The 26,081-nt window shown below is 38.6% G+C and carries 25 protein-coding genes; 11 read left to right on the top strand and 14 right to left on the bottom strand.

Features of this window, described 5'->3' with window-relative positions; translation table 11 throughout:
* The 3 genes from JWG41_RS12905 to JWG41_RS12895 all read left to right on the top strand — a co-directional run bounded on the left by JWG41_RS12905 (position 1) and on the right by JWG41_RS12895 (position 3,839).
* Positions 1–966, top strand: a complete 966-nt coding sequence (locus JWG41_RS12905) for a response regulator (RefSeq protein WP_205270342.1) — start codon at positions 1–3, stop codon at positions 964–966.
* Positions 967–1,001: 35 nt separating this feature from the next.
* Positions 1,002–1,784, top strand: coding sequence for an enoyl-CoA hydratase/isomerase family protein (locus JWG41_RS12900; RefSeq protein WP_205270341.1), 783 nt, complete (start codon positions 1,002–1,004; stop codon positions 1,782–1,784).
* A 90-nt stretch (positions 1,785–1,874) separates the two neighbouring features.
* Entirely contained in the window at positions 1,875–3,839 is a 1,965-nt protein-coding gene (locus tag JWG41_RS12895) for a M23 family metallopeptidase (protein WP_205270340.1), read from the top strand.
* Here JWG41_RS12895 and JWG41_RS12890 read toward each other — a convergent pair.
* Positions 3,826–4,593 (bottom strand): glucose 1-dehydrogenase, encoded by a 768-nt coding sequence (locus JWG41_RS12890; RefSeq protein WP_205270339.1) that lies wholly within the window; start codon positions 4,591–4,593, stop codon positions 3,826–3,828. The genes JWG41_RS12895 and JWG41_RS12890 overlap by 14 nt on opposite strands.
* Positions 4,594–4,701: 108 nt before the next feature.
* On the opposite strand from JWG41_RS12890, the gene purB reads away from it, so the two are divergent.
* Entirely contained in the window at positions 4,702–6,006 is a 1,305-nt protein-coding gene (purB, locus tag JWG41_RS12885; protein ID WP_205270338.1) for an adenylosuccinate lyase, read from the top strand.
* A gap of 482 nt (positions 6,007–6,488) precedes the next feature.
* Here the strand turns inward: purB and JWG41_RS12880 are convergent, their stop codons facing one another.
* Both JWG41_RS12880 and ygiD read right to left on the bottom strand, forming a co-directional pair.
* A complete protein-coding gene (locus tag JWG41_RS12880) occupies positions 6,489–7,148 on the bottom strand; it encodes an alpha/beta hydrolase (RefSeq protein WP_205270337.1) in 660 nt (219 codons plus the stop codon).
* A 14-nt stretch (positions 7,149–7,162) separates the two neighbouring features.
* A complete protein-coding gene (gene ygiD, locus JWG41_RS12875) occupies positions 7,163–7,999 on the bottom strand; it encodes a 4,5-DOPA-extradiol-dioxygenase (RefSeq protein ID WP_205270335.1) in 837 nt (278 codons plus the stop codon).
* 167 nt (positions 8,000–8,166) lie between these two features.
* Here ygiD and JWG41_RS12870 point away from each other — a divergent pair, with 167 nt between their 5' ends.
* The 3 genes from JWG41_RS12870 (at position 8,167) to JWG41_RS12860 (ending at position 9,649) form a co-directional block, all read left to right on the top strand.
* Complete coding sequence (locus JWG41_RS12870; protein ID WP_205270334.1) at positions 8,167–8,550, top strand: hypothetical protein; 384 nt, start codon at positions 8,167–8,169, stop codon at positions 8,548–8,550.
* Positions 8,551–8,658: 108 nt separating this feature from the next.
* Complete coding sequence (locus JWG41_RS12865) at positions 8,659–9,255, top strand: dihydrofolate reductase family protein (RefSeq protein ID WP_205270333.1); 597 nt, start codon at positions 8,659–8,661, stop codon at positions 9,253–9,255.
* 31 nt (positions 9,256–9,286) lie between these two features.
* Positions 9,287–9,649 carry a nuclear transport factor 2 family protein gene (locus JWG41_RS12860; RefSeq protein WP_205270332.1) on the top strand — a complete coding sequence of 121 codons (363 nt, stop codon included), beginning with the start codon at positions 9,287–9,289 and terminating at the stop codon, positions 9,647–9,649.
* A 298-nt stretch (positions 9,650–9,947) separates the two neighbouring features.
* Here JWG41_RS12860 and add read toward each other — a convergent pair whose 3' ends face one another.
* On the bottom strand, positions 9,948–11,300 hold the full coding sequence (gene add, locus JWG41_RS12855; RefSeq protein WP_205270331.1) for an adenosine deaminase: 1,353 nt from the start codon (positions 11,298–11,300) through the stop codon (positions 9,948–9,950).
* 156 nt (positions 11,301–11,456) lie between these two features.
* On the opposite strand from add, the gene JWG41_RS12850 reads away from it, so the two are divergent.
* Positions 11,457–12,650 (top strand): DegT/DnrJ/EryC1/StrS family aminotransferase, encoded by a 1,194-nt coding sequence (locus tag JWG41_RS12850; RefSeq protein WP_205270330.1) that lies wholly within the window; start codon positions 11,457–11,459, stop codon positions 12,648–12,650.
* A gap of 7 nt (positions 12,651–12,657) precedes the next feature.
* On the opposite strand, the gene JWG41_RS12845 is transcribed toward JWG41_RS12850, so the two are convergent.
* The 3 genes from JWG41_RS12845 to JWG41_RS12835 are packed head-to-tail and all read right to left on the bottom strand — an operon-like array spanning position 12,658 to position 15,756.
* Positions 12,658–13,488 (bottom strand): hypothetical protein, encoded by an 831-nt coding sequence (locus JWG41_RS12845; protein ID WP_232373982.1) that lies wholly within the window; start codon positions 13,486–13,488, stop codon positions 12,658–12,660.
* Positions 13,433–14,830, bottom strand: coding sequence for an NHL repeat-containing protein (locus tag JWG41_RS12840; protein ID WP_205270329.1), 1,398 nt, complete (start codon positions 14,828–14,830; stop codon positions 13,433–13,435). Before JWG41_RS12840 ends, JWG41_RS12845 begins: the two co-directional genes overlap by 56 nt.
* On the bottom strand, positions 14,830–15,756 hold the full coding sequence (locus JWG41_RS12835; protein ID WP_205270328.1) for a site-2 protease family protein: 927 nt from the start codon (positions 15,754–15,756) through the stop codon (positions 14,830–14,832). The genes JWG41_RS12840 and JWG41_RS12835 overlap by 1 nt, the downstream gene beginning before the upstream one ends.
* Before the next feature lie 362 nt (positions 15,757–16,118).
* Here JWG41_RS12835 and cysE point away from each other — a divergent pair, with 362 nt between their 5' ends.
* Positions 16,119–16,835 carry a serine O-acetyltransferase gene (gene cysE, locus JWG41_RS12830; RefSeq protein WP_205270327.1) on the top strand — a complete coding sequence of 239 codons (717 nt, stop codon included), beginning with the start codon at positions 16,119–16,121 and terminating at the stop codon, positions 16,833–16,835.
* Here cysE and JWG41_RS12825 read toward each other — a convergent pair.
* Positions 16,832–17,566, bottom strand: a complete 735-nt coding sequence (locus JWG41_RS12825; protein WP_408611757.1) for an SHOCT domain-containing protein — start codon at positions 17,564–17,566, stop codon at positions 16,832–16,834. The genes cysE and JWG41_RS12825 overlap by 4 nt on opposite strands.
* Before the next feature lie 43 nt (positions 17,567–17,609).
* On the opposite strand from JWG41_RS12825, the gene JWG41_RS12820 reads away from it, so the two are divergent.
* Positions 17,610–18,173: a hypothetical protein gene (locus JWG41_RS12820; protein WP_232373980.1), complete on the top strand. Its 564-nt coding sequence runs from the start codon at positions 17,610–17,612 to the stop codon at positions 18,171–18,173.
* The gene (locus JWG41_RS12815) at positions 18,148–19,371 is read left to right on the top strand and encodes an LIC10025 family lipoprotein (RefSeq protein ID WP_205270326.1); all 1,224 of its coding nucleotides are present in this window, start codon (positions 18,148–18,150) and stop codon (positions 19,369–19,371) included. Before JWG41_RS12820 ends, JWG41_RS12815 begins: the two co-directional genes overlap by 26 nt.
* 50 nt (positions 19,372–19,421) lie before the next feature.
* Here JWG41_RS12815 and JWG41_RS12810 read toward each other — a convergent pair whose 3' ends face one another.
* The 6 genes from JWG41_RS12810 to JWG41_RS12785 all read right to left on the bottom strand — a co-directional run bounded on the left by JWG41_RS12810 (position 19,422) and on the right by JWG41_RS12785 (position 26,014).
* Positions 19,422–20,027 carry an anthranilate synthase component II gene (locus tag JWG41_RS12810; protein WP_205270324.1) on the bottom strand — a complete coding sequence of 202 codons (606 nt, stop codon included), beginning with the start codon at positions 20,025–20,027 and terminating at the stop codon, positions 19,422–19,424.
* A gap of 56 nt (positions 20,028–20,083) precedes the next feature.
* A complete protein-coding gene (locus JWG41_RS12805; protein WP_205270322.1) occupies positions 20,084–21,466 on the bottom strand; it encodes an anthranilate synthase component I family protein in 1,383 nt (460 codons plus the stop codon).
* 112 nt (positions 21,467–21,578) lie between these two features.
* Positions 21,579–22,154, bottom strand: coding sequence for a superoxide dismutase (locus JWG41_RS12800; protein WP_205270321.1), 576 nt, complete (start codon positions 22,152–22,154; stop codon positions 21,579–21,581).
* Positions 22,155–22,261: 107 nt separating this feature from the next.
* Positions 22,262–23,104 carry an inositol monophosphatase family protein gene (locus tag JWG41_RS12795; protein ID WP_205270320.1) on the bottom strand — a complete coding sequence of 281 codons (843 nt, stop codon included), beginning with the start codon at positions 23,102–23,104 and terminating at the stop codon, positions 22,262–22,264.
* A 12-nt stretch (positions 23,105–23,116) separates the two neighbouring features.
* Positions 23,117–24,007 carry an LIC_10030 family protein gene (locus JWG41_RS12790; RefSeq protein WP_205270319.1) on the bottom strand — a complete coding sequence of 297 codons (891 nt, stop codon included), beginning with the start codon at positions 24,005–24,007 and terminating at the stop codon, positions 23,117–23,119.
* Positions 24,008–24,031: 24 nt separating this feature from the next.
* Positions 24,032–26,014: a beta-galactosidase gene (locus JWG41_RS12785; protein WP_205270318.1), complete on the bottom strand. Its 1,983-nt coding sequence runs from the start codon at positions 26,012–26,014 to the stop codon at positions 24,032–24,034.
* Positions 26,015–26,081: the final 67 nt, after the last annotated feature.

Below are 26,081 nucleotides of genomic sequence, written 5' to 3'. Positions count from 1 at the left end.
ATGCATTTTATTATGGCGATTGAAAACGATCCCAATTCCGCTCAGGATTTGGAAAACATCTTCCTTGGTTTACGCCAAAGAGTTGTCGTAACAAAATTTTCTCAAACGGTTCAGGAGTATGTTAAATCCTCTAACCCAGATATCATTCTGATGGGATTGACATTTAAGGACAAAAAAGAATTAGAATTTGTTTTGGAACTTCGCCGCGATGTGATCACACACAACATTCCGATTGTCGCAATGATTCCTAAAGAAGATGCTAACTTTGTGGCAAACCAAAAGGCTCTTGGGTTTACAGATTATATGGTAAAACCATTGATCAAACAACCACTCCTTGATCGAATCCACTCTCATATTGAAGAATATAAATTTAGTGAATCTTCCAAAACAAGAGACAATATGTCCTTCATTGTTGTGGACAGGGGGCATGGTCGTGTTTTGTTCCAATGCCGTGCCAATCTCAAACGATATGTATTTCCAGAATTTAAAAAAATCTTCACTCCTAACTTTTTAAAATCCATCTTATCAGAATGGATTTGTTTTGATGTCCGCGTCGTTCCAGAACTCGGTAAGGAAGAAGTAGAAGTATTCGAACGAGTCATGAAGCTTTTTCTGGGTCATGAAAAAGTAGTGTTTATTGCTGGTCGTCATATGGGAGCTTTTATTGAACACGCATCAGATGATGAAAAGATGTTAGTGTTTATGGCACCTAACGAATTCGATGAATACGTTAAAATGGAAGAACAGAAAAAAGAAGAACAACGTAAAAAAGAGAAAAAAGATAAATTTTCAAAAGATAGTGGAAAAGAAAGTCCACCACCTCCTCCTACTTCTTTAGGAGATATAAAGATAGAGATTCCATTGGGTGGACCTGTACTTCCCGCAATATCCGAAGATCCAATCATTTCTGAAACTCCTGCTGAAACACCACCTAATCCTAATTCGACTGAAAATCCTCCTCAATAATAAATATTAAAATCACAAAACAAAAGAAGTAACCAATGAATTACAAACGCGAAGTCATCGACATTCCCAACGGTAAAGGCGAAATCATTCGCTTTCAAATGAACGAACAAAACTCCCTAACAGGTCAAAACATGAGAGACCTAGGTGAGATTTTAAATGAAATCAAAGCTGATAATACCAAACGAGGTGTCATCCTTACGACAGATAATCCAAAGTTTTTTTGTAATGGACTCGATGCAGAAAATCTACTCTCCACAAGTCGGGATAAACTGATTGATGAAGTGGGTGGAATTGTCATCCTTTTTGGTGAACTTGTTAAGTTTGATAAACCTCTCATCACCGAAGTCACAGGTCATGCGATGGGTGGTGGTGCTGTCATCACAGTTGCTTCCGATTTTAAATATATGCTCGATGGAAAGGGAAGGATCGGATTTACAGAAGTGAATGTAGGCCTTCCATTGCCAGGAAGTTTTATCGATCGCATTCGTATGTGTGTGGATCCAAGATACTGGGCGGAAGTTTGTTTGGAAGGATCCACTTACAAAGGAGCAGAGGCCAAAAAAATTGGACTCATTGATGAAATTGCTCCAACACCAGAAGACATAAGAAAGATCGCTTTAAAGAAATTGGAAACACTTTCAAAAGTTCCGTCGGCTGCATATCGTTCCACTAAAAATACATTGAACGGCGCACTCCTCGCAAACTTAGAACAGTATAAAAAAGATACGATCAAATCTTTTGAACAGCCAGGTGTTGTAGACAATTTACTCGAAGCAATGACAGCTCTGAAGGAAAAACGTAGACCCGTTTTTAAATAAAAAATTCGCTGATCGAGGGGAAAAATACGAACACCCCTCGATTCTTATAAGTCTTTTCACCATAAGCGCCGAAAATAATAGTGAAATCAGATGTTGCGCTCGTTCGTATTAGTACTTATACTCTCTCTTTATCCACTCTCTGCAATATCTATCTCTGATTACCCTCCCGGTTTTGTTTTAAAAACTCCATACCTTTGGCCAGTGAAGGGTTATGATTCCATTACTGGTGCCTTTGGCGAATTTCGAACCGGCCATTTTCATATGGGACAGGATTTTTCTACAGGGGGAAAAATCGGAATCCCTATTCTTGCCGTCGCAAAAGGCAAAGTAACACGAGTCCAAAGACGATGGACTAGCATTGGTTATGCGTTATTTTTGCAACATGATGATGGAATGACTTCTCGTTATGGTCATCTACATAAATTTTCGCAAAAGATCATCAAACAGATTCTAAAATCAAAACAAGCAAGACGATACAAAGATCGAACGGATTTTGATATCGCACTTCCGGAAGCGGTGGATGTAGAAGCGGGAGAAACGATTGCTTTTTCTGGCGATACTGGTGTTGGACCTCCTCACCTACATTTTGAACTATTTAAAGACAATGTATATTATAATCCCATGCATTATGGTTTGGGATACAATGTGGCCGAACCAATTGTTTTTAATACAATTCGGATCACTCCGCAAACTCCTCGTACATTCATCAACGGCCGAAACGAAACCATTGAAATTCCATTTTATGAAAGTGGCGGAAATCGATTTGAATTATCGGAGTCTCCCACCCTATTCATCCAAGGTAAAGTAGGAATCCAAGTCGCCCTCCATCAAAAATCCAATAACAATCGCTTAGGAATTTTCACCTTAGATATGTTAATTGGTGAGAATATCTTACAAGGTTTTCAACTTTCCAAGATTCTAAAAGAACATACACGAAAGAATGTTTTACTTTATGATAGTTCTGTAAGTAAACCCAACGGAAATCCATTTTCATACTATTTACATACTCGCGATGGAAATGATCTTGTGGGTATGAGAAGTAATGGCCGAGAACAAGGGCTTCTTGATAGCGAACAGATGCGAATGGGAGAGCCAAAGGAAATCACAATCCGGGCAACGGGAATGGGTGGGCAAATGTCCTTTGCTTCCTTTTTTATCCTGAAAGACCAGGGTGATTACAGCCACATCGTTACCAAAGAATGGAAGTACAATGTGTACTATGATCGTTACACAACTTTCAAATCCAAAGATACAAAAGTGGAATTATTTTTTCCAGTGAATGCAGTATATTCCAAAGCATTTTTTGAAATCGAAGCACAAGAACAAATTAAAATCAATACGCAGGGACTGAACCAACTCTCCAGCGTATACAAAATTGGTCCTGATTTTAAAGACTTCAACTTGGGTTATGATCTTTATGTAAAGGTTCCTAAAACCAAAGACATCAATTCTGCGGATTTATATGAAGTTTTAGCTGATGGAAATGTAAAAAAAATCAATGGATCTTCTTTTAGTTCCTGGGGTCAGTTTTTTAAAGTAAGACTCCGTAAAACCGGACTTTTCGTGGTTCTATCCGACCAAACGCCTCCTACAATTTATCTACATGATTTGATGAACAAAACAGTTTATCCGAGAGAAGACTTTGCTCTCTATCTAAAGGCTGTTGATGTTGGATCAGGAATTATGCCAGACGGATTTGATATCACAGTCGATGGTGTTCCTGGAAAAGCAGAATATTTTCCGAAGGATGGACGTTTAGAAATCTTTGAACCAGAGATTTTATATGAACCAGGAAAACATACGGTGCTTGCGAGTGTCAGGGATTTTGCAGGAAATTGGAGCTCTACCGTTCGTTATGATTACGAAATCCAAACACCACCGGTTCCAGAAGAAAAGAAAAAACCGACAATAGATAATCAAAACGTTGATAGTTTGAAAGATAAAAAAAATACGAAAGAAACGAAAACCAAACCATCTTCGCCTAAGGTGCAAAAGGCGGTGAAACCTATCACATCCGCACCCAAGGCAAAGGATAAAAAGTCTACATCCCGATAGCAGCACCACCGTCTACACGGAGGTAAGTTCCAGTAATGTAAGATGCATCGTTGCTTAAGAAAAACTTAACAGCAGATGCGATCTCTTCTTGTTTTCCCGGACGTTTGAGTGGGATCACAGCAGGATCAGTTAACTTATCTTGCACTTCTTTAGAAAGTGTTCCCGTCATTTCTGTTTGTACGTATCCAGGGCAAACTGCATTCACAAGAACGTTTCTTCCTGAAAATTCACGAGCAGATACTTTGGTAAGTGCAATCACTCCGGCTTTAGACGTGGAGTAGTTTGCTTGTCCCGGTTGTCCTGTGAGTCCAGAAACTGAGGAGATATTTACGATTCGACCAGAGTCAGATTTAAGAATCAATTTACTTGCGGATTTAGTCATAAGGAAAACTCCCTTACAATTCACATCCATTACGAAATCGTAGTCTTGTTCAGACATACGAATGAGGAGGTTGTCTTTCAAAACCCCTGCGTTGTTTACAAGAAAGTCTAATTTTCCAAAAGCTTCTTTGGTTTTGCTGATAGCAGCGTCGCAATCATCTGGTTTTGTTACGTTACAAGCAACACCGATTGCTTTCACACCAAACTTTGCTTCTACTTCTCTGGCAGCTTCTTCAATTTTTTCCTGATTTAAGTCTACAAGCACCAAACTTGCACCATGCGATGCGATACGGTTTGCGATTGCTCTTCCCAAACCAATGGGAGAGGCAGCTCCTGTTACCAGTGCTACTTTTCCTTCGAATTCTTTGGACATATGCCCCCCTAGGATTTATTACTAGATTCTAAACTTGAATCTCGAACATCGTTCGGCAATCGTAAAATTCCCAGTTGAAACAGAAGTTTCTAATGAAAGACTGCCCTTATGATCGATCGTTATAGCCACCCAGAGATTTCCGCCATCTGGGAATTAGAGAACAAATTTAAAATTTGGACAGATATTGAAATTTATGCCTGCGAGGCCCGTGCCAACCGAGGAGAGGTCCCAAAAGAAGACCTAGAAACCATCAAACAAAAGGCAAAATTCAATGTAGATGAAATTCTAGAAATAGAATCGAAAGTACATCATGATGTCATCGCCTATTTGACAAACCTAAACTCTTATATTGGCCCTGCAGGCCGACATGTTCACTTTGGACTGACTTCCAGTGACGTTGGGGACACAGCACTTTGTGTACAAATGGTTCAAGCAATGGACCTTCTCATCCAAAGAACCGAAACCCTATTGCAAACAACAAAAGAAAAAGCAAAAGAGTACAAAGACCTTCCTTGTATCGGACGTTCGCATGGTATCCATGCAGAGCCAATGACTTTAGGATTAAAATTTGCCCTCTTCTTTGCTGAGATGACACGTAACCTGGAAAGAATGAAAGATGCGCGCGAACAAATTGCTGTAGGAAAATTATCCGGAGCAGTGGGAACCTATTCCAATATTGATTTAGAAATCGAAGAATATGTTCTAAATAAACTCGGCCTTAAGGTAGATCCAATTGCAACGCAAGTGATCTCTCGCGATCGACACGCTTTTTATATGTCAGTTCTCGGTGTGGTTGCAGCCAGTTTGGATCGTATGGCAACAGAAATTCGCCTCTTACAAAAGACAGAAGGCCGAGAAGTAGAAGAACCATTTGCTAAAGGCCAAAAAGGATCTTCCGCAATGCCTCACAAACGTAACCCTGTTGTCTGTGAACGTATTTCTGGAATCTCCAGAGTGATTCGTTCTAACGTTAACGTTGGATTACAAAACGTAGGCCTTTGGCATGAAAGAGATATTTCCCATTCCTCTGCGGAACGAATCGTTCTTCCTGATTCTACGATTGCCCTCGATTACATTTTAGAAAAAATGAACTTCGTCTTAAAAGGACTTCATGTTTATCCAGATGCCACCGAACGTACATTAAATGTAACTCGTGGTTTGATATTTTCACAAAAAGTATTGTTATGGCTCATTGAAAAAGGCGGAATCTCTCGTGAAGATGCCTATCTCATCGTTCAAGAAAATGCCATGGCTGTCTGGGGAGACCAATCCAAAAATCTTCGCGATCTTTTGAAACAAGATCCAAGATGTTCGGCCATTCTAAAAGATAGCGATTTGGAAGAAATTTTTCAAATCAAACCTTACTTAGAACGAATTCCGCTCATCTTCAAACGTTTGGGAATTATCGATTAATTTTCTAAGTAAATATGTTCGCTAGTTTGCTAACTCATTGGCTCACAAAGAACTAGTAATCGAACTATCAACCAATTGACTTTGAAACCTATAGATCAAATTACTTTGGTCTATAGGTTTTTTTGTTTTGGATTCGTTTGTAAATAAAACTTTCAACCTGGGATTTTATTGATTCTATATGGATTAGATTGGTGTACGCGCTATAAACGGATTGCATATATTCGTCAATATTGTGTGCGTAAATGGATAGAGGGAGCGTTTATTGGACTTACGGCGGGCGGGTAATAAACGTAATGCAATTAACCGCACTGATGGGGCGAATAAACGCTAACGCTGGCGGTTATCGTCTCGTAGATGTTGGTTAAACGACATACGTATATCGTGCTCCAAATTTTAAAACCCACCAAACGTACAAAGTTCAGATAAACTTATCTAGGTAGTAATTAGGAAAGCAGCTTATATTAAAATTTTATTTTGAAGCCTTAGTTTGGATTCTCCAATTCTACTTCCAACCATTGGATTAAATCTTTTAACATCTCCCGGTTGATGCTATGACCTTCTTCATATTCCTGATAATGAGGATTTACTCCAATCGATTCTAAAAATCCTTTCACAGATCTAGCGTAATCCACAGACAACACGCGGTCATTGGTTCCGTGAGATATAAATACTTTTTTACTTAGAACTTTCTCTGAGACTTTCACTTGCGCTTTGTTTTCTTCTAACAAACGACCACTGAGCGCAATGATCCCATTCACTTTTTCTGGATGTAATAAACCAATCGAATAAGACATGATGGCACCTTGGCTAAATCCACCAATCCAAACATTCGATTCATCGAATTTATAATTCAGTTTTAAATAATCTAAAAATTGTAACAAAAGTATTCTACTCTCAGTTTCTTGTTCCAAATTGATTTTCGGTTGTCCCGTTGTGAATAAAACTTCGTACCATCCAAAACTATTCCTTCCTAAAGTTAAAGGACCTCTGACAGATACGATGAGTAAGGATTCTGGAAGATAGTTGGTTAAAGAAAACAAATCCTCCTCGTTACTACCAACCCCATGTAACAAAAGTAAAAGAGGAGGATTTTCAATCGGAACTTTGGGTTTACGAACTAAGTATTCTAGTGGTTTTTCCATCTGTGTGTTTCCCCCTAATTACGTTGCGAATCCAGTCTTACCGAAGTCATAGTCAAGGCACCAGCAACCGGTTTATCATTGAAGAACGAAACCGAATCTGAATTCAATTTAGATCCTAAAGTATAAAGAAGAGGCAAATAATGTTCGGCTGTGGGAATGGCCCATTCAAATTCCTTCCCATGATTTCTAATTTGGATTAGCGATTGATAATCTTCTTTATTAATCCAATCTTTCACTTTTCGATCTACATCAAGTGCCCAATCAAAGCCGTACACTTCATTCAATCGGTCCCAAGCCACCATAAGCAAGTTATGTACAATGTTTCCACTACCAATGATGAGGATTCCTTGATTTCGAAGTGGCGCTAATTCTTTGGCTAACTCAAAATGTTGTTCCGGTAAACTTTTATAGTCCATACTCAACTGAACGATTGGAATATCTGCCTTGGGGTAAATATGTTTAATCACACTCCAAGCTCCATGATCCAATCCCCATTCGTAATCTAATTTTACATTTTGAGATTTCACTGTCGATTGAACTAGTTTTGCGAGATCAGGACTACCGGGAGCCGGGTATTGCACATCAAACAAAGCCTTAGGAAAGCCGCCAAAATCATGTATGGTGGGAGGTTCTTCCATAGCAGTTACAAATGTACCATCTGTAACCCAATGTGCCGAGATACAAAGGATAGCCTGCGGTTTGGGAATGGATTTTACGAGTTCACGCAAACCATCCACAAATTCATTTTCCTCGATAGCATTCATCGGACTTCCATGTCCTAAAAAGAATGACGGCATAGTCGCGGATGTTTGAAAAATATTCGAATTCTCTGTGGTTTCTGGCTGGTTCATACGATTTAGCGGAGTTCTTGACTAACTCCGATCCCTCTATTTAGATAGTTTAATATCAAACTACTTATTGTCAAGCTATTGTTGGACAGTAAAATGGAAAATTATTGTTTTCACCACCATATGAGAATCTGCAAAATGTTTTAGCAATTACACATAGGATTTACCATATGAAGGCAATTAAATGGAATTTGGGATACGGTTTTTTGAGTTGGTTTTTTCCCTTTTTTATTTCGATATTCTTTTTTTCCAAAGATGGCGAACTACAAATTGATCTATTTCTTTTCAAAACAATTATGATTGTTGTTGGTTCCTTAAGCGGTTGTTTTTTGCTGTATCGCTATTTTTTGTTAGTGGATTCAAAGTTTTTAAAAGAAGGCATCATCATAGGAACTTCTTGGATTTCTATCAATTGGATTCTTGACTTTTTGATTCTATTGCCAATGTCCAAAATGCAAATTGATGTATACTTTATTCAAATTGGATTTCGATATTTATCTTTGTTATTTTTTGCTATTGCAATGGGCAGTATCCTAGAACAAAAAAACAAATAACAAAATTCAAAACTATTGAATGAATCTATAAACTCTGAATCATTTAAATTAATACGCCTAACTTTTATTAATTTAAATGAATTTTAGATCATTGATAGGAGCATTACCATGAGAAAATTAATTGTACTTGAATTTCTTACCCTTGATGGAGTGATACAAGCTGGTGGTGGGCCAACAGAAGATACAAGCAGCGGTTTTGTTTATGGTGGCTGGCAAGTTCCTTATTCTGATGACTTAATCGGCAAGGTCATGGAAAAGCAAATGAATATGTCGTTTGATTTGTTACTAGGTAGAAAAACTTTTGATATCTGGGCACCATACTGGCCAGAACATTCGGAGATTTGGCCGAAAGTCATGTCAGTAACTAAGTATGTTGCTTCTAATACAATCACATCTCATTCATGGAAACCCTCTGTATTTCTTAATGGAAACATAGTAGAGAAAATCAAAAAACTTAAACTGGAAGATGGTCCAAATTTGCATGTTTATGGAAGTGCCAACCTTGTACAAACTCTGATGAAAAATGATTTAATAGATGAGTTCTGGTTAAAGATTTATCCTATCACATTAGGTAGCGGAAAAAAATTATTTATGGAGGGAACCATCCCCGCTGCTTTCAAACTGATTGAAAGCCAAATTTCGCAAACGGGGATCATAATCGCAAATTACAAACGTGCCGGAGAAGTTCAGACAGGAAGTTTCTAAAGGTCTGAAATAAAATACGAAACAAAATCATATGAATGAAGAAACAAATTTAGATTTAATTAATACTCAATTAAAAGCTTATAATAATAAAGATATTGATTTATTCCTAAAATGTTGGGATACAAATGCTAAAATGTTTTTACATCCAAAGACATTGATTGCCGATGGTATCGAACAAATCAAAGAAAGGCATTTGATTCGCTTTCAAGAACCAGATCTTTATGCAAAACTAATATCAAGAAATTACTATGATGGAAAAATTGTGGATAGTGAAGTAGTCACTCGAAATTTACCAGAAGGAAAAGCAACAATCGAAGTTTTAGCAATTTATGAAATCGAAAATGAGAAAATAAGCAAAGTTTGGTTTTTAATGGGAGAACCAAAGTTTTTATAATTACTAAAACTTAGAAAATATAGCGATAATAGTTGTTAAATTTAACTTTAAAAAGGTTACCCTGATGAGAAAAACACCAATATACATCCAGCGCAGTAGAACAATTCACTAAAATCGTTGGAAATAAATTCTATTTCAAAAGATATAGAAACCAAACACTCATAAATGAAGATTATATCAGGAAAACGTCAAACGATGTACCGTCTGAATTTCAATAACTAGAAATACGAACAAATTAATTTAATTTACTTTAGCCGGGCTCCATCTATATCAAATAGACGAACCTTGTTGCAGAAACTTAAACAGCCGTTACTTGTTTCTCGGAAACCAAATTGTATTTCAATTTAATTAAATCGATTTTTTCTTCCATAGCTTTCCATAAGGAATCTTTTTCTGGATGGAAGGTACAAAGTACACCTTGTCTCACTAAATCAATGATTTCATCGATAGAAAAATCCAAAAAGCGATAGAGTTTAAAGAATTCGTATGTTAGATTTACATTAAAAATATCAGGGTCATCCGTATTGATACATAACATCAATCCCTGATCATAATAATAACGAACAGGATGGTTTTGTTCCTTACGAACATATTTCCCTGTAAAAACATTGGAAGTAACGCAAATCTCAATCGGGATTCGATTTTCTTTCATGTAACGAACCAGTTCTGGATCTTGGATGGCAGAAGTGCCATGACCAATCCTTTCCGCCTTACAAAGGTTTACTGCATCCCAAATGGCCCAAGGCCCATCGTCTTCACCAGAGTGAGCGACACATCGTAAACCCGACTCACGTGCTACTTTGAAAACTTCAGAATAATCTTTGGCAGGACCCATAAGTTCTGCACCACCTAGACCAATTCCAATTACTTCTTTATGTTTTAATCCCAAAACTCTTTTGAGATTGTTCATTGCATTCTCTGGGCCAAAGGAACGAGACACGTCAACTAACAATCGAATGGTGATTCCATCTTTAGCTTCGATCTGGCGAATGCGATTTACCATCACTTCCACCATTTCATCAAAATCCAAACCATTTTGGATGAACTTAGAAGGAGCAAAGAATGCTTCGCAATAGATGATATTATTAGAACGTAAATATTCGGCTAAACTATCGATAAAATATCCAAGGTCGGATGCTTCTTTCACAGATCCTTGAACAAAGAAGAATACCTGAATGAAACCATTTAGATCTTTGAAATTATATTTATCTTCAAACTCTTTGTCGGTGACTTCGATCCCGTTCTTTTTGTAGAGAAACTTCAACGTTTCTTTGTTCACACAAGCTTCTAAATGAAGATGCACCTCGGTCTTTGGAATTTCTCGAATGAAATTAATGACATCCTGTTCGTTGGGATGAGGAACCGAGAGATCCCCGGCAAGTAAAGACTTCCGTTCTCTGAGGAGAGAAGGCTCTGCGGACGGTTCCAACCCTTCTTTGGAAAGCAACCAAAGTGGCGGGTGGAGGATCGGGAGCTCCATAAGGGAAACTCTCTCGTTTAACAGAGTGTTGATTTGTTTATCAAATGTAAGTTGAATGGTAGGCGAGTACGGTCTGTCAGCTGGCAGGCGGCTCTTTAGGCGATTGAGCTCTGCAATGTCGCGGTCAATGACAGCAATACGATTTAAAATCTCAAAAAAAGGAACTTCCATGTTCCAGGAAAGAATGGGGAAATTGGTAGGTCTCTACAAGTAGATTTTTAAAGACCCGGTGAAAATCCCTATTTAGGTTTGAAAATTCCCGTCGATAGGAAGTTTGGGAGCGGAAAAGACTGGAAATTTTTTCCGAATTATGTCGTATAAATGAATATGCTCACATCTCGCAAAACCTTCCTACCGTTTGCACTTCCTTCCATTTCGGAAGATGCAATTGAAGAAGTGGCCCAAGTGTTAAGATCTGGATGGGTCACCTCAGGCCCCAAAGTCAAACAATTCGAGATGGAGTTTGGTGACTTTGTCGGAAGTAAAGAAACCATCGCTGTGAATTCAGCGACCGCCGGCCTCCACCTTGCCTTAGAAGCAATCGGACTCACCGCAAATGATGCTGCCATCACAAGTGCCATCACCTTCACTGCCACCTCGGAAGTAATTTGTTATTTTGGTGCCGAACCGATTCTTACCGATGTGGATCCCATCCATAATTTGATGACGCCAGAAACTTTGCGAGAGACCATCAAAACCAAATGCGTTTGGAACGGCAAAGAACTCAAAAGTAAAAAAACAGGCAAACATATCAAAGCCATCTTACCTGTACATTTGGCCGGTTATACATGCGATATGGAAGCGCTTATGGCAATCGCAAAAGAGTATCATCTCTATGTGATTGAAGATGCAGCCCATGCTTTCCCAGCAGTCCATAAAAACAAAATGATCGGTATCTGGGGTGACTTCACAGTATTTAGTTTTTATGCCACTAAAGGTATCACAACAGGAGAAGGGGGGATGGTCACCACTTCTCATAAAGAAGCTGCAGAACGAATTCGTAAAATGCGCCTTCATGGAATTAACCGTGATGCATTCAACCGACCAGGTTGGTATTATGAAGTGGTCGATGCCGGTTATAAATACAATATGACTGACATCGCCGCGGCGTTAGGCGTTGTCCAACTCAAAGAATCTCATAGTTTTTGGGAACGCAGAACAGAAATTGCAAAACATTATAACCAAGAGTTTAGTTCCCTAAAAGGAATCAAACTTCCCAAAGAAGATTCAGATGGAATTCACAGTTGGCATCTTTATCGAATCGAAGTAGATCCTAAAATTGCTAAAGTAGGACGAGATAGTTTGGTAGAAGAATTAAAAGAAAGAAATATTGGCACAAGCCTTCACTTCATTCCTATCTTTGAACATCCTTACTATAAAAAGACATTCCAATACAATCGAAAGGAATATCCGAATGCCTGCCAAATGTATGATCGCTCTGTATCACTTCCTTTATTTGCTGGTATGACCAAGTCAGATGAAAAAGATGTGATCGACGCCGTCAAAGAAATTCTCGGTTAATCTTAAGTTAATCGTTTTTAGGTGCGGTCCGGTTTTGATAAAACTCCGGATCGTACAACTTAAGTAGATCCACCAATCCCAAAACAAATTCGGTATCCGTACCATCTGCCTTTCTACGAATCCAAAATCCTACCAGTTCCTTTACTACTTGGGAATCCATGGTTTCATCCCCTTTCAAATAAACAAAACGAGAGGATTCTTCAGGATCTTCATTATCTGTAAAAGCCGGATAAAGAAATAAGATGAATCGATCCAAATAATAAGGATCCAACCTGTTTTCTTCCACTAACAATAAATAACGATCTGCTTCTTTTCTAAAAAACTTAGGATTCGAATCCAACTTTTGGTAAACGATAAAAAACTCACGAGCAGTACTTCGAATGAGTCGCTCGTAAATCGGTAAAGTGAGAGCATATAACTCTGGGTTTGTTTTTGCAGGAAGAAGATACTCTCTTAGTTTCAAAGGAAACTCTGGATTGTAATGTCCAAACTCTGAAGGGGAGTTCAATTCCAAATAGTATTTGGTGTGTGGACCGGATTCAAAAATCGGAATTTCTAAATATTCAGAAAGTTTTCGAAAACTAAGAACAGTTTGGATCTTACAAAACACTTTGTGATAGGAAGTTTCTTTTTCACAATAAAGTCCTAGTTTTGGAAATTGGATCCATGTGGATTCTACAAGTTCCTTAAATTTATCCTCTCGTTCGACGGCCCTGTCCACAAACAAAGAATCAAATTTTTGTCCGAGTCCAGAGCAGGCAAAGAGTAAGAGAAGGGATACTCTACTTAATTTTGTAAGTAATTTCTGCAGGTAAATTTTCCCATTCCGAATTAACATCCTTACGGAAGTATACCGGAGAAACTGAAGATTTGAAATTCAAACTTTGGTATAAAATCAAATCTGTTTCCTTTTTTTCAAAATAACGTTTATCTGTATTGTTTCCAAGCCCTAAATCACCAATGGGAATCCATCCATAACTCAAAAGAAAAATGGATAAAGAATCTTGAATTGATTTTGGTTTTCCTTTTTCAAAACGAATCATACGAAAAGGCTGCATAGGAACACCGAGTGTTTTCATTTTATCTTTGAAATCATTGATGCTTACACTAGTTTGGCGAGCCTGGTAAATCGCATCTAAATAATCTCTCGGTAACAATTTAGATTCTTCTGCCGGTTTTTCATAAAAAGAGGTTACGTCTCCAGGATAAACGGCGTCTTTATCCAAATATTCATCGGTCACATAATACTTTATGAATTGGTTTTTAGAAGAAAACTTATACTTAACAATCTGTTCTCCCGGTAAATCCTCAATCGATAATTTCTTTAGATGCACTCGGTTCCTTTGGATAAAGGTGGGTTGGTAAGTTGCATCCAAAAATTTTACGGAACGAATTCTTTGTTGTTCGTTCGAAGGGGGATGGAGGATCGCAATCTGTGCTTTCGAAAGCGACACGGAATCCAGTTTGAATTTTAACGAAACTTCTAGGTTGTATTCTTCTTCACCGGAAGCAATGAAACGTTCTGTTTCAATGAAGGGAATGTTTTTGATTTCTTTATTTTCCCGATCCACAACCCAAAGTTTGGATCCACTCAGTAAAACACCTCGCACCGAACGTAAGTTTGTTTTGATCGAACCTGTGATTTTTCCAGTTTTGGTATCATAACGATAGATACTATTGTCAGCGGAATCCGAAATCCACAAAGAATCCCTACCATAACAGATGTCACGCGGCCGAGTTCGGTCGGTAAAGAAGCCACCTATCAAGAGTGAGGAAGACTGGTCATAAATTTGCACTTTTCCAGAATCCAAATCTAAAATATAATAATAATTTCCTACACTGGCAATGCCTGCAACATTCGAAAGAGGGATTGGGATTTTGTCTGTAATCCCGCCAGAATTGGGATCCAATTTCAGAATCTGTTTTGGTGCCACCACAAGGAGTTTTCCTTCCCTGGAATCAAAACTAATTCCACGAAGGTTGGCTAATCCTAAGTTAAAGATTTCTTGTTCACCAATTTCATTGATTTTGATGATAGCTCGACGATTGGTATCAATGTACCAAAAGTTCACTCCATCCCAAGCAAGGCCATAAGCTTTGTCTGTAAGTTTGTACTCTTTACTTTCCTGAGCTAGTAGCCCGAAGGAAAAAAATGTTAATAATAATATAATACGAATCATTAATTCAACCCAATGTTATCTGTTATCAGACGAAAAATATCTGTGAGTAGAGAGGAATCATCAAATTCAGAACCCAAGATAATCGGTTTTGGAACAAAAATAATTAGGAATGTTACTAACATTGCCGCTCCAAAATAAAAACGAAATTTCCCAATACCAGAAAGGGAATCGCGAATGAATGGATGTTCCACCTTCACAACAAAATAAATGATAAAACCCCAAAGTAACCATGTAAAGTGAAGCAAGGCAAAAATCAAAAAGAATATAAACAAACGATGGATCCATTTACGATAACTTTCACCAAACATAGAGTAGATGACGTGGCCACCGTCCAATTGACCAAAAGGTAATAAGTTTACCGCTGTGATGAGAAGACCAACCCAGCCCGCTTTTGCCAAAGGATGAGCTTGGATATCCATGGTTGCAAAATCAATGGGTCCTAGAATCCACTGCGTTGTAAAATACGTAAAAAGACTATCACCAAAAAATAAAAATCCAGACCGATCAAAACCTAGTGGTATCTCCATTACTTTTGAAAGGCTAATCCCCACTAACCAAGCAATGATCGATAAAACCAAACTAGCCGTAGGTCCACCAATCCCGATATCAAATAGAACTTTTTTATCGGGAATTTGTTGTTTGATTTGAATGACAGCCCCCATAGTTCCAATCGGACCCACAGGCAAAGGAATGAAATAAGGCAAAGTTGCTTTCACACCATAATACCTTGCTGGCAAATAATGTCCCATTTCATGAGCGAGTAAAATCAACAGCAAAGAAACCGAATAAGGCCAATTCTCAAAAAACATAAGTTTATAATTCTCTAATGTTTGTGGAACTTGCGGATTTAGAAATATATCGGAGTAAGTTAATGTAAAAAATGTAAGAATGAATAAAAGAATGTGTATTGTTTTTTTTGATTCCAAACTCGGAACAACCTAGAAATTTATTTCTACTCGAAAAGATATAGAACCTAACCATAGAATCAATTAGAAACTAAAACCGACAAAGAAATTTGAATTTTCCCTACGATCTGAACCTCATTCAGTTGGAATTTGAACTCGAGAATCATTTGGAAAAACTGTGTCAAATCCGATCGAATTGCCAAAGTTGATTTGATTTTACGAAGTAGATAAAAGGAAAATTTTTCTTCCGAAAAACAGGTCTTCAGAATCCATTGAACAAGTGAATTTTTTGTACGCAGTTCGAGCCAGATTTCCCATTGAATCTTTCCCAACTCTCGGAAAAGTTGACTAGTCTAATCATTAAATTTAATACCAACTAATCAATGTTTGAAAATATAAAAATTATCAAAAGATTTGACCCGGCAGCAAAGTCCTATTTGGAAATCATTCTTTGTTACCCAGGCCTGCACGCCCTTTGGCTTCATAAATTCGCACATTTACTCTATAAACTTCGATTGCCCATCATCCCAAGACTCGTGAACTATATTAGCCGGTTTTTGACAGGGATCGACATCCACCCGGGAGCCAAAATTGCAGCGGGAGTTTTTATCGACCACGGCTCTGGAGTTGTGATTGGGGAAACGGCCATTGTCGGAAGTGGATCACTGATTTTCCAAGGTGTGACCCTTGGTGGAACAGGAAAGGAAACTGGGAAACGCCACCCGACCATTGGTAAAAATGTCGTGATTGGTGCTGGGGCCAAAGTCCTGGGAAATATCACAATCGAAGACCATGTCCGTGTCGGAGCTGGATCCGTTGTTATGCGAAACGTTCCCGCAGGATCTACTGTGGTTGGGATTCCTGGTAAGGTTGTCAAAGCTGGTGATCCTACTTCTGATAGCGTAGAACAAATGTTAGAACACAATCAAATGCCAGACCCGATTGCGAAAGTATTTTCTGTTTTGTTAGAAAAGGTGGAAACCCAACAACAACTCATTAACAAACTATACGAGAAACAACAACTCTTAGAAAAATCTTCGATCGATGCTCCAGAAGATGATAAGTTCATCCAAGAATTCATCCATGGAGATGGAATTTAAAATTCTTTTAAAAGTTCCGTCTTTTTCCGATTGTATTCTTCATCTGTAATGAGTTGATTTTTCCTCAACTCCTCAAGTGCTTTCAATTTCTCTGGAACTGATTTCCACTGTTCTGTTGGAATCGAAATTTCATCTTCTTTCGGATACCGAAAGAGAGGAGGTTGGGAGATCAGTTCCGGAATATTATAAATTACCACGTTTCCATAAATGGCATTTTTAACTGCGACCTTATCTCTATACATACTTGTATTTTGTTTATCCCGTAACCAAAGTTCTGGTCGATAGATTGGTTTGATGCGATTGGGATGAAAGATCACCCAGTCTTCAAAGGAATACTGCGATTGAAAACTGATATTGGTATTAATTTCATGGAATAATAAAACCAAACCATCCTCAGTACTCAAAATATAAAAACTTGTTTTTAGAATTTTAACATTGGGAGAAAGAATATCATCTAACTTGAAAATACAAAGATAAACTTTTGGTTCCTTGTTCGAACTTACCTTTTCAGCAAATTTTTCTATTTCAGAAAGATAAACTTCGGGAACTAAAACATCCCAATCCTCATAAGCAAGGACACCCCGTTTGTATTGAATGGATTTTAGAACGTTAGGTAATTGCTGAAAATTTTTTGTGTTTATGGTGAGTTTGGAAATTTCATTCGGGAAGATATTTCTCCACTCCTCTTCCTCTACTTCAAAAAAAGCCAAGGACGCAGAGGAATCAATCAGTTTGATTTTACTGTTAAAACTCGAACAACTAGAAATAAAAAAAATGAGAATCAGAACAAAGGAATATTTTGAACTTGCCGTTAATGAATTTATGAATATGCTAAAAACCGTGTGCCGGTTGGTTTTTGTTCTATTGGTCTTTGTTCTTTTCTCTGGGGAAAAATGGAATGCACAGTCCATACCACAGTTTCACATGAAGGATCAATATGGGCAATCGTATTCTGACAGTTCCGTAAAAGGAAAACCGGTTGTCCTTATGGGATGCTTTCTTCGTGATCTGGAACTTTGCCGCAAACAAGGCCGAAAACTCTATTGGAAAATGCAAAATTTACTTTGGAAAGATAGTTCCAAAGTCCACTTCCTTCTCTATTTAGACTTCCAAGAAACTAACAAACTAGTGGAAGATTATGTAGAAGAATCCAAGACAAAACAATTCGAAAGTATTCTTTTAGATCGCAAAGGCCACCTATCGACCGGTCTAACCAAAGGCGAATCCTATTTACGTATATTTAATAAATCAGGCAAAATGATATCTTCGTCCTATCAGGAAGAAATGGAAGAAGCTCTCATCCAAGAAGTGTATGGAATTCTTAAAAAAGAAATATAAATTACAAAGTTATTTAATTCTACCTTTAATACTCGTTAGTGTTTCTAATTGTTTGCAAAAAAATGAAAACTACTACCAATTCTGGAAAGGATATGATCATCTCCAGCGTTCGATTAAATCCACTGCCAAAAACGAAGTCTATTTTTCCGCACTAGCCGGTAGCCTAAGCGAAGAAAACGAATCCCAATTACAAAAAACCTCAGAAGGTTACCCCTTCCTTTCTCTCTCTGGCACGGTTGACAACCAGAAGAATTGGAATCTCCATTGGAATGAAGCCGACCCACCTAAATATGATTATTTGGCAAAAGTTACCTTCACTCCCAAACTTTGGGAAGATCGAGAAATCTATGCTGTCGAAAGAAAAATCATTCACAAACTGAATGGTTACCAACCCAGAGATTTTTTCCAATGGTTCCATGATTTTGCCTTAGCCGTTGACGACCACAGCACCTACCAATCCTTAAAATCTTCCTCTGAAAACTTACAATTTCTATGTAGCGCCATGGCTTGCCATGTGACTGAAAACGCGGAGTGGCATACATTGGAATTTACCATCAATGAGGATACAAAAGCTAAGTTTCCCGGCTTTTACCAAAGGACAGGATCACGATTGGAAAAAACCAAAATCAATTTGCAGGTTTGGGATAAAGGCAATCCAACCCACAAGTTTAAAATCACAAACCAAGGAAGAACCGTCCAATTTCATTTTCCAGTCAATCCCCCTTCCGACTATTTTTCATCACCTAAAGAAATTCGATTCTTAGGAGATGTGGAAATTCGATCTTTTGGAATCACCGTAAAAATTGATAACTTGGAATATAAATTAAAAACAACTTTTGATAAACAAACTGATACACTCGATGGACAATTTGTACGGATTGGAAAAAAAGAAATTAATGGAAACTTTTTCTATGTCATTCCCCAAGGGTTTGTAAACTTCTTTATTCCCGGAAATATGGATGAATATTTTAATGAGTTCTTTACCCTACTCATCCAAGGAACTCAAGGCCGGGGCGGTTCTCAAATTCACGCCACATTCAAAAAAACACCAAGTGGACAAACCAACACCATCACTACATACAACGAAACCAAACGGAAACGTTTTTCTCTGTTTGGTGGAGACGATTCCCAAAAAGCCAGCAATGATTTTGATTTTTTTGCCTCTTGGGAAGAGGCTATGTTAAAAGATTTAAAGTAATTTAAAGGAGCTAGATTTAAATATTTCTTTGATCATCTAGCTTTATAGGATCAGGAATTAATAAAATTTCGAAGTAGATCTTTCCCCTCTTCCGACCCAAAAGATTCAGGATGGAACTGAACCCCTTCGATTTTTAAAGTTTTGTGGCGAAGTCCCATGATTTCCCCTTTTCCTTCCCCTGCTGAAACTCTTGCCGTAATTTCCAAATCCTTAGGAAGAGAAGTCTCTTTCGCTACCAAAGAATGGTAACGCATAATCTCAATTCCTTGTGTGAGTCCTTGGAAAACCCCTTTCCCATCATGTTCAATCGGAGAAAGTTTTCCGTGCATTGCCACATTGGCTCGAACCACTTCCCCGCCAAACACCGTTGCCATTCCTTGCATTCCGAGACAAATCCCAAGCACTGGAGTGGTTTTACCCAATTCCTTTAGTATGTCCGCACTCACGCCAAAATAGGCAGGGTCAGCGGGGTGGCCGGGACCAGGGGAAATAATAATCTTATCATAGTTAGCTGATCTAATTACTTCAAATGACTTTTCATCATTTCGGATCACATCCAATTGGAAGAGTTCTTCTCTTTCTTCCAAAATTTCCCCAACGATTTGGTAAAGATTAAATGTAAATGAATCATAATTATCGAGAATGAGTACTTTCATAGGGATGTTGAAATTCCTTTATATAAGATTTTTATTAAATAGGTTTCCATCACAAGTTAAGAACCTTTGTGTAAATCTAAGGCTTTGCGAACCGAGGCCATTTTATTGATGATTTCTTGGTATTCATCTTCCGGTTTGGAATCAAAAACAATCCCACCAGAAGCCCGAACGAAACCTTTGTTTCCATTCACAAAAAAACTACGAATCGGAATTGCAAACGTACAATCCCCATTCAATCCAAAACTTCCCACAGCACCACCATAGGGACCACGAGGTGATTTTTCGATCCGTTCAATGATCTTCATAGATTCAATCTTTGGTGCCCCAGAAAGGGTTCCTGCGGGAAAGGAAGAGGCAAGTCCGGAAAACATATCTTCTTTGGATGAAAGAATTCCTACCACTTCGCTGGAGATATGTTGGACATGAGAAAATCTTTTTACATCAAAACGCCTACGCACTTTGACAGTTCCAAATTTTGCCACACGCCCCACATCATTACGGTGTAGGTCGATGAGCATATTGTGCTCCGCGATTTCTTTAGGATCGGTTAAAAGTTTTCTTGCAAGGAGAGTATCTTCTTTGGCATCTACTCCCCGTTTGGTGGTTCCTGCTAACGGAAAGGATTCCATTTCTCCTTGGCGTAATCGAAATAATAGCTCGGGGCTCGCACCCAAAATAGCACGAGATCCAAATTTTACATAATACATATGAGGAGAAGGATTGATCTCTCGCAAGGTTTCATAAATGGCCAATGGATTTCCATCCACGTGGTAGATTTCTTCAAATCCAATTTGGCATTGGAAAGTGTTTCCGGCTTTTACTTCTTCTAAAGCCTCTTCCACCATTTGTTTGTGCACTTCTTTCGACAAACCAGCTTGTAATAAAGAAACCTTGGCTTTCGGTTTTTCAGACTTTTGATTCACTGCCAATTTCAGGATTTGGTTCACTTCATCGATGCGGTTGGTTCCATTATCGAAATAAATCAATTCCCCTGTAAATTTATCGTAGATCAGTCCATCCAAATACAAACCGAAAATCATCGCAGGAAAATCAGGATGTGGTTCTAGTTTCAGTTTGGGTTCAAAGAATTGCATACTTTGGTAACCGAGATATCCCACAAATCCACCCGCATAACTAATGCTTAGCGAATCATAATCCGTGAGTTCTCTTAGTGCAAAGTATGGGTTATCTACAGAATATTTTTTTCCATCAATTTCTAAAACGCCTGTCTCACCCACGAGGAGATGGGACGGTTGGAATCCCATAACGGAATAACGGGAATCGTATTGGTTGTCCCCTGCCGATTCGAGTAAAAAACAATTCTCGTATTTAGCCTCAATGACCCGAAAGAGTTCCCAAAACTCGATTCCTTCCGGTAACAATAATGAAGTGTAATTGGGTTTTTTGGGGATCTTGATTTTCGGAAGTGTTTGGGTCATAAAAAACTCTGTATTAGGTACCAAGATTCATTATGAATCTTTTTATGAAATAAAAAAGGCAGGAGCCGGATTCCGGAACCTGCCTTTCGACGTGTGATTCTTAAATCCGTTCTTATTTTAAGTTTTGGTTTGCGAAGTCCCAGTTTACTAAATTCCAGAATGCTTCCACGTATTTTGGACGAGCATTACGGAAATCGATATAGTATGCATGTTCCCAAACGTCAATTGTGAGTAAGGATTGGAGACCATCTTTCAAAGGGCTACCAGCATTGCTCGTATTCACGATTTCGACACCGTCACCTTTTTTAACAAGCCAAGTCCAACCAGATCCAAAGTTAGTAATGGCAGATTGTGAAAACTTTTCTTTGAAAGCATCAAAAGAACCAAAAGACTTAGTAATCAAATCAGCAACAGCACCTGTAGGAGCTCCGCCGCCTTTTGGGGATAGAGAATGCCAGTAGAAAGTATGGTTCCAGATCTGAGCTGCGTTATTAAAAATTCCGCCAGAAGATTTTTGTACAATTTCCTCGAGACTAGCGTTTTCAAACTCTGTACCTTTGATTAGGTTGTTCAGGTTTGTAACGTAAGTTTGGTGGTGTTTTCCGTAATGAAACTCGAGAGTTTCAGGTGAAATGTGGGGAAGAAGGGCATCCTTAGCATAAGGAAGTTCTGGGAGTTTATGTTCCATGGTGGTGTCTCCTGATGGATTCAAGTGTATTTGTATTTTGTCTCTAGTATGGTTCGCAAAAGCAAATCGTAAACTAAAAAAGTGGAATGATTCTAATCATTCCTCTATCAATTTCGACTGACTGTAGAACGAACTGTCTTTAATAAATTTAAAATTTCCGAATGTAAAACTCCGTTAGAAGCCACTAACTCCGGAAGTCCGGTATAGTAATGGACTCCGTTTAAGTCAGTCAATTTCCCACCTGCTTCCGCTAAAATCACGGAAATGGCCGAAACGTCCCAATGTTTGACTGTCTTTTCCCAAATCGCATCCATCACACCTTCGGCAATGAAACAGGCGTCCAAAACAAAGGAGCCAGTCCTACGAAAGGATCGCGCATAGGTTAAAAAACCGGAAAGGTCTGCCATGATTTCTTGGATCATATGGGCTCGTTTTGTGGGAAGGTTCGGTGAAAAAATGGCTCGGTTCAATTCCGAAATTTTTGAAGTTCGAATCTGTTCCCCATTTTTATAAGCACCCTCTCCCATAACCGCTGAGTACACGGACTCCTGCGGGGGAACAATAACAACTCCGCCCACCGGTGTTTCTCTATGTTCCAATCCAAAGGAGATGGCATACAAAGGAAGCCCACGAACGAAATTCATGGAACCATCCACTGGATCGAGTACCCATTTAAAATCACCGCCATCTATGGTTGGTTTGTCTTCACAAATGATTCCATCTTTTGGGAATGATTTTTGCAAAAATCGAATCAGGATATCACCTAACTTACCATCGGCGGAATCAATTCTTTCCTTCTCGTCGGCATCGGTTTCCGAACGAACGGAAGATACTTCCCTTTGGATTTTTTTTGCTTCATGGATGATTCCCATCGCATTTGCTTTTACGTATTCGATCCGTTTGATGGTTTCATCAATGGGGAAACTAATGGTTGGTGACGATATGCCCATATTACCTACTTTTTAATTATCGGATGATTTCTGAATGACTTTCCACAAAATATTACCGGACTTTGATTGGGTTCTTTCCACTTCGAACAAAGAAAGATAGTCATGGTATTTCTTTAAGGTTTCATCTGGAATTCCCGCTTCTGTTTCTGTCAGAATGGGATAGAAGTTTCGAAACTGCTTTATGGTGTTTGGTAAACTAGGAATTAAAAATCGTAGTGATAAAGACAAATAATCAATGCCTATCGGACTATAAATCCTCCCCAATTTCCAAACCTCAGGAGTGATTCCCAGTTCTTCACGAATTTTAGATTCTGTTTCTGAAAAATCAATTTCATCAAAGATTTCGGAAAACCTTCGAATTGGTTTGTTGGCATCTTTTTCCGATTCAACGCGAAAGATCCCACCTTGAAACCGTTTGGCTTGGAAGTCCGTAACGTTTTCTCCCTCTTCTTTAGTCGATTGAAGATGGATGATTTTGATTTGGAAATACAACCTGTCAGTGATGATTGATGGTGTCATATTTTGAGAACCGGCCTTTTTTACTTCTTCCGACCTGGCACCGCCCAAATACAACATATCTACTGAAAAAACATATAAAAACCGAGAAGACCCAAACATCATAGGCCGAACAAAAAACAATTTTCCTGTTTCTCTTTTAGGTCTCGGTTCTGGTAATAAATAAGTTCCCTCAATTGCCTCGGGAATGTGTTTCAAAACGGTTTGCACAAATTCTTTGATATCACCAAACTCTGGTTGTGTGACTGATGTTCCTGGAATTATAAATCGATCAGAAAATTGGATATAAGGAGAATGTAGATTATCTACATAGATTTCCCCTGGTTTATTTTTAGCAGCTGTCTCATTGAGAATTCGATTGATTGATTGATAATCTTGTACTTTCATTTTCTATTTTGAAATTTTAACTTACTATTTCTGAATTCTTTTGATTCGATAACCAAAGGGTTTCAAAATCGAAAGTCCAGCCAACTTATATCGACCGGAATGATTCATCGTGATTTCGTAATTGTAATTCTTTCCTTCACGATAATGGCGTTCGATGCTCGCACCGAGAAAACCAAATCTTACACCTGCTTCTTTTAATATCTTTCGGTATAAGAGGATGAAACTTTCAGGAGTTAAAGAGGTTCCCACATAATAAACTTTGCCTTTTCCATAGGAATTGACTGTGATTGCCGGTTTTCCGGAATAAAACTTTTTAGAATCGTTATACTTGGCGATCACCTTCGCTGTGGTTGGTTCTAGGATTTCACAAAACTTGGCACCTTTGAGTGGTAAGATCCCCATACGAATTCCGACCTTGTCTGTTGCTGGTGCTTCAAACTGAAATACTTCCACACCTGCCATCTCGCCAAACACACCGGGAACTGGTTCTTCCACCATCCAATGGTCTTTGTCCTTGATTCCCGCTCGGTATCCAAGAACCAAAGTTCCCCCACCTGCCACATAAGATTTCAGTTTTTCCACAACCTTTGTGTCAAACATCGTGTAGAGGGGAAGGGTTAGAACTTTGTACTTGGACCAATCGTAATCTGCATGAACTGCCAAAGAATGCGAATTTACATTTAAAACATTGGTTCCGGCAAACCAAGTGGCAAGTTCAATATCATAACCCACTTGCGCAAAAGGAACGGGAGCAAATTTTAATCCATCACTTAAAGGTTGGTGTTTGTAATTGCGAGAATTATCAATGTCATGTAAAATTGCCACCTCTGCTTTGTAAGGCGAATCTGTAATATCTTCTGCAAATTCTTTGATATCTTCAATGGTATTTTTTAGTTCAAAGTATTTTGCAGTTTTCCTTTTTCCATGATCTAAAATTCCGTAACAAAGTTGTTCTTGTCCAAAACGCGCTGTGCGGTATCGAAAAAAATATATTTGGTTCGCACCATTGACAATGGCTTGTGTTAACCAAAGTCCAATTTGTCCGGGTGGAGGGAGATAACCCAAAGTATCATGGCCTTGTACACCAGAAAATTGTTCCATCACAGTGTATGGTTTATTTTTTAATCCTCTCGAATACTGTTGGGTGGCAGTGACTAGTGGATGTGGGTATGGTTCTTGTTGGTTCCCCCAAACAGGATAGTTGTCCCAAGATACATAGTCTAACTTAGAAAATAATGCCGACATATCGGTAACAGGTAAAAAAGGAGAAGGATAAAGATTGGTAGTGAGAGGTTTGTTTTTGCTATACTTTCGTAAGATCTCTGCTTGGAAGTGGATATAGGAAACTAGTTCGTCGGATTGGAACCGGTAGTAGTCTTGGATCATAGCGGGATTGAAATTACTTGCCACATGAGCGGCTGGTAAGGGAATTTCATTCCAATCGGAGTAAATCACTCCCCAAAATACATTCCCCCAACGCCCGTTAAGCGAATCTAAAGTTTTGTATTTGTCCTTTAACCAGGTGCGAAAATTTTTTAAAGCCAGGGGGGAATAATCGACATCCGATCCTTCGTGACCCGGCTCATTATCAATTTGCCAACCAACCACAGCGGGGTGATTGCCAAAATGTTTTGCCATGGCAGTCACAATCCGTTCTGTAGCTTTTTTATAAGCAGGGGAAGAAAAACAAGCTTGGCGGCGCGTGCCGATGCCTCGAACAATTCCCTCTTTCGAAACCTGAACGATTTCTGGAAATTTTTTATACAACCAAGGAGGGAAGGTTGCTGTGGGAGTTCCTAAGATAGCAGTCATCCCATGGTCTTGGACTTTTTTTAAAACCGCATCAAACAAAGAAAAGTCGAACTTTCCTTCCTTCGGTTCCATGATTCCCCATGCGAATTCTGCGAGCCTTACAGAAGAAAGACCCATCTCTTTCATTATTTTTAGGTCTTCATCCCAGTCCTTAGGGTTCCATTGTTCGGGGTAATAACAGGCACCAAAGATCATATTTTTCCTTTTTGCGATTGCAGAATCTATCTTGTGACACAGACTGAATCAGAAAACACCCCTTTCA

The organism is Leptospira chreensis (genome assembly GCF_016919165.1).
GTDB classification, from domain to species: Bacteria; Spirochaetota; Leptospiria; order Leptospirales; family Leptospiraceae; genus Leptospira_A; species Leptospira_A chreensis.
Note: the sequence above shows the minus strand (reverse complement) of the source record. Positions and strands in the feature narration are given on the sequence as shown.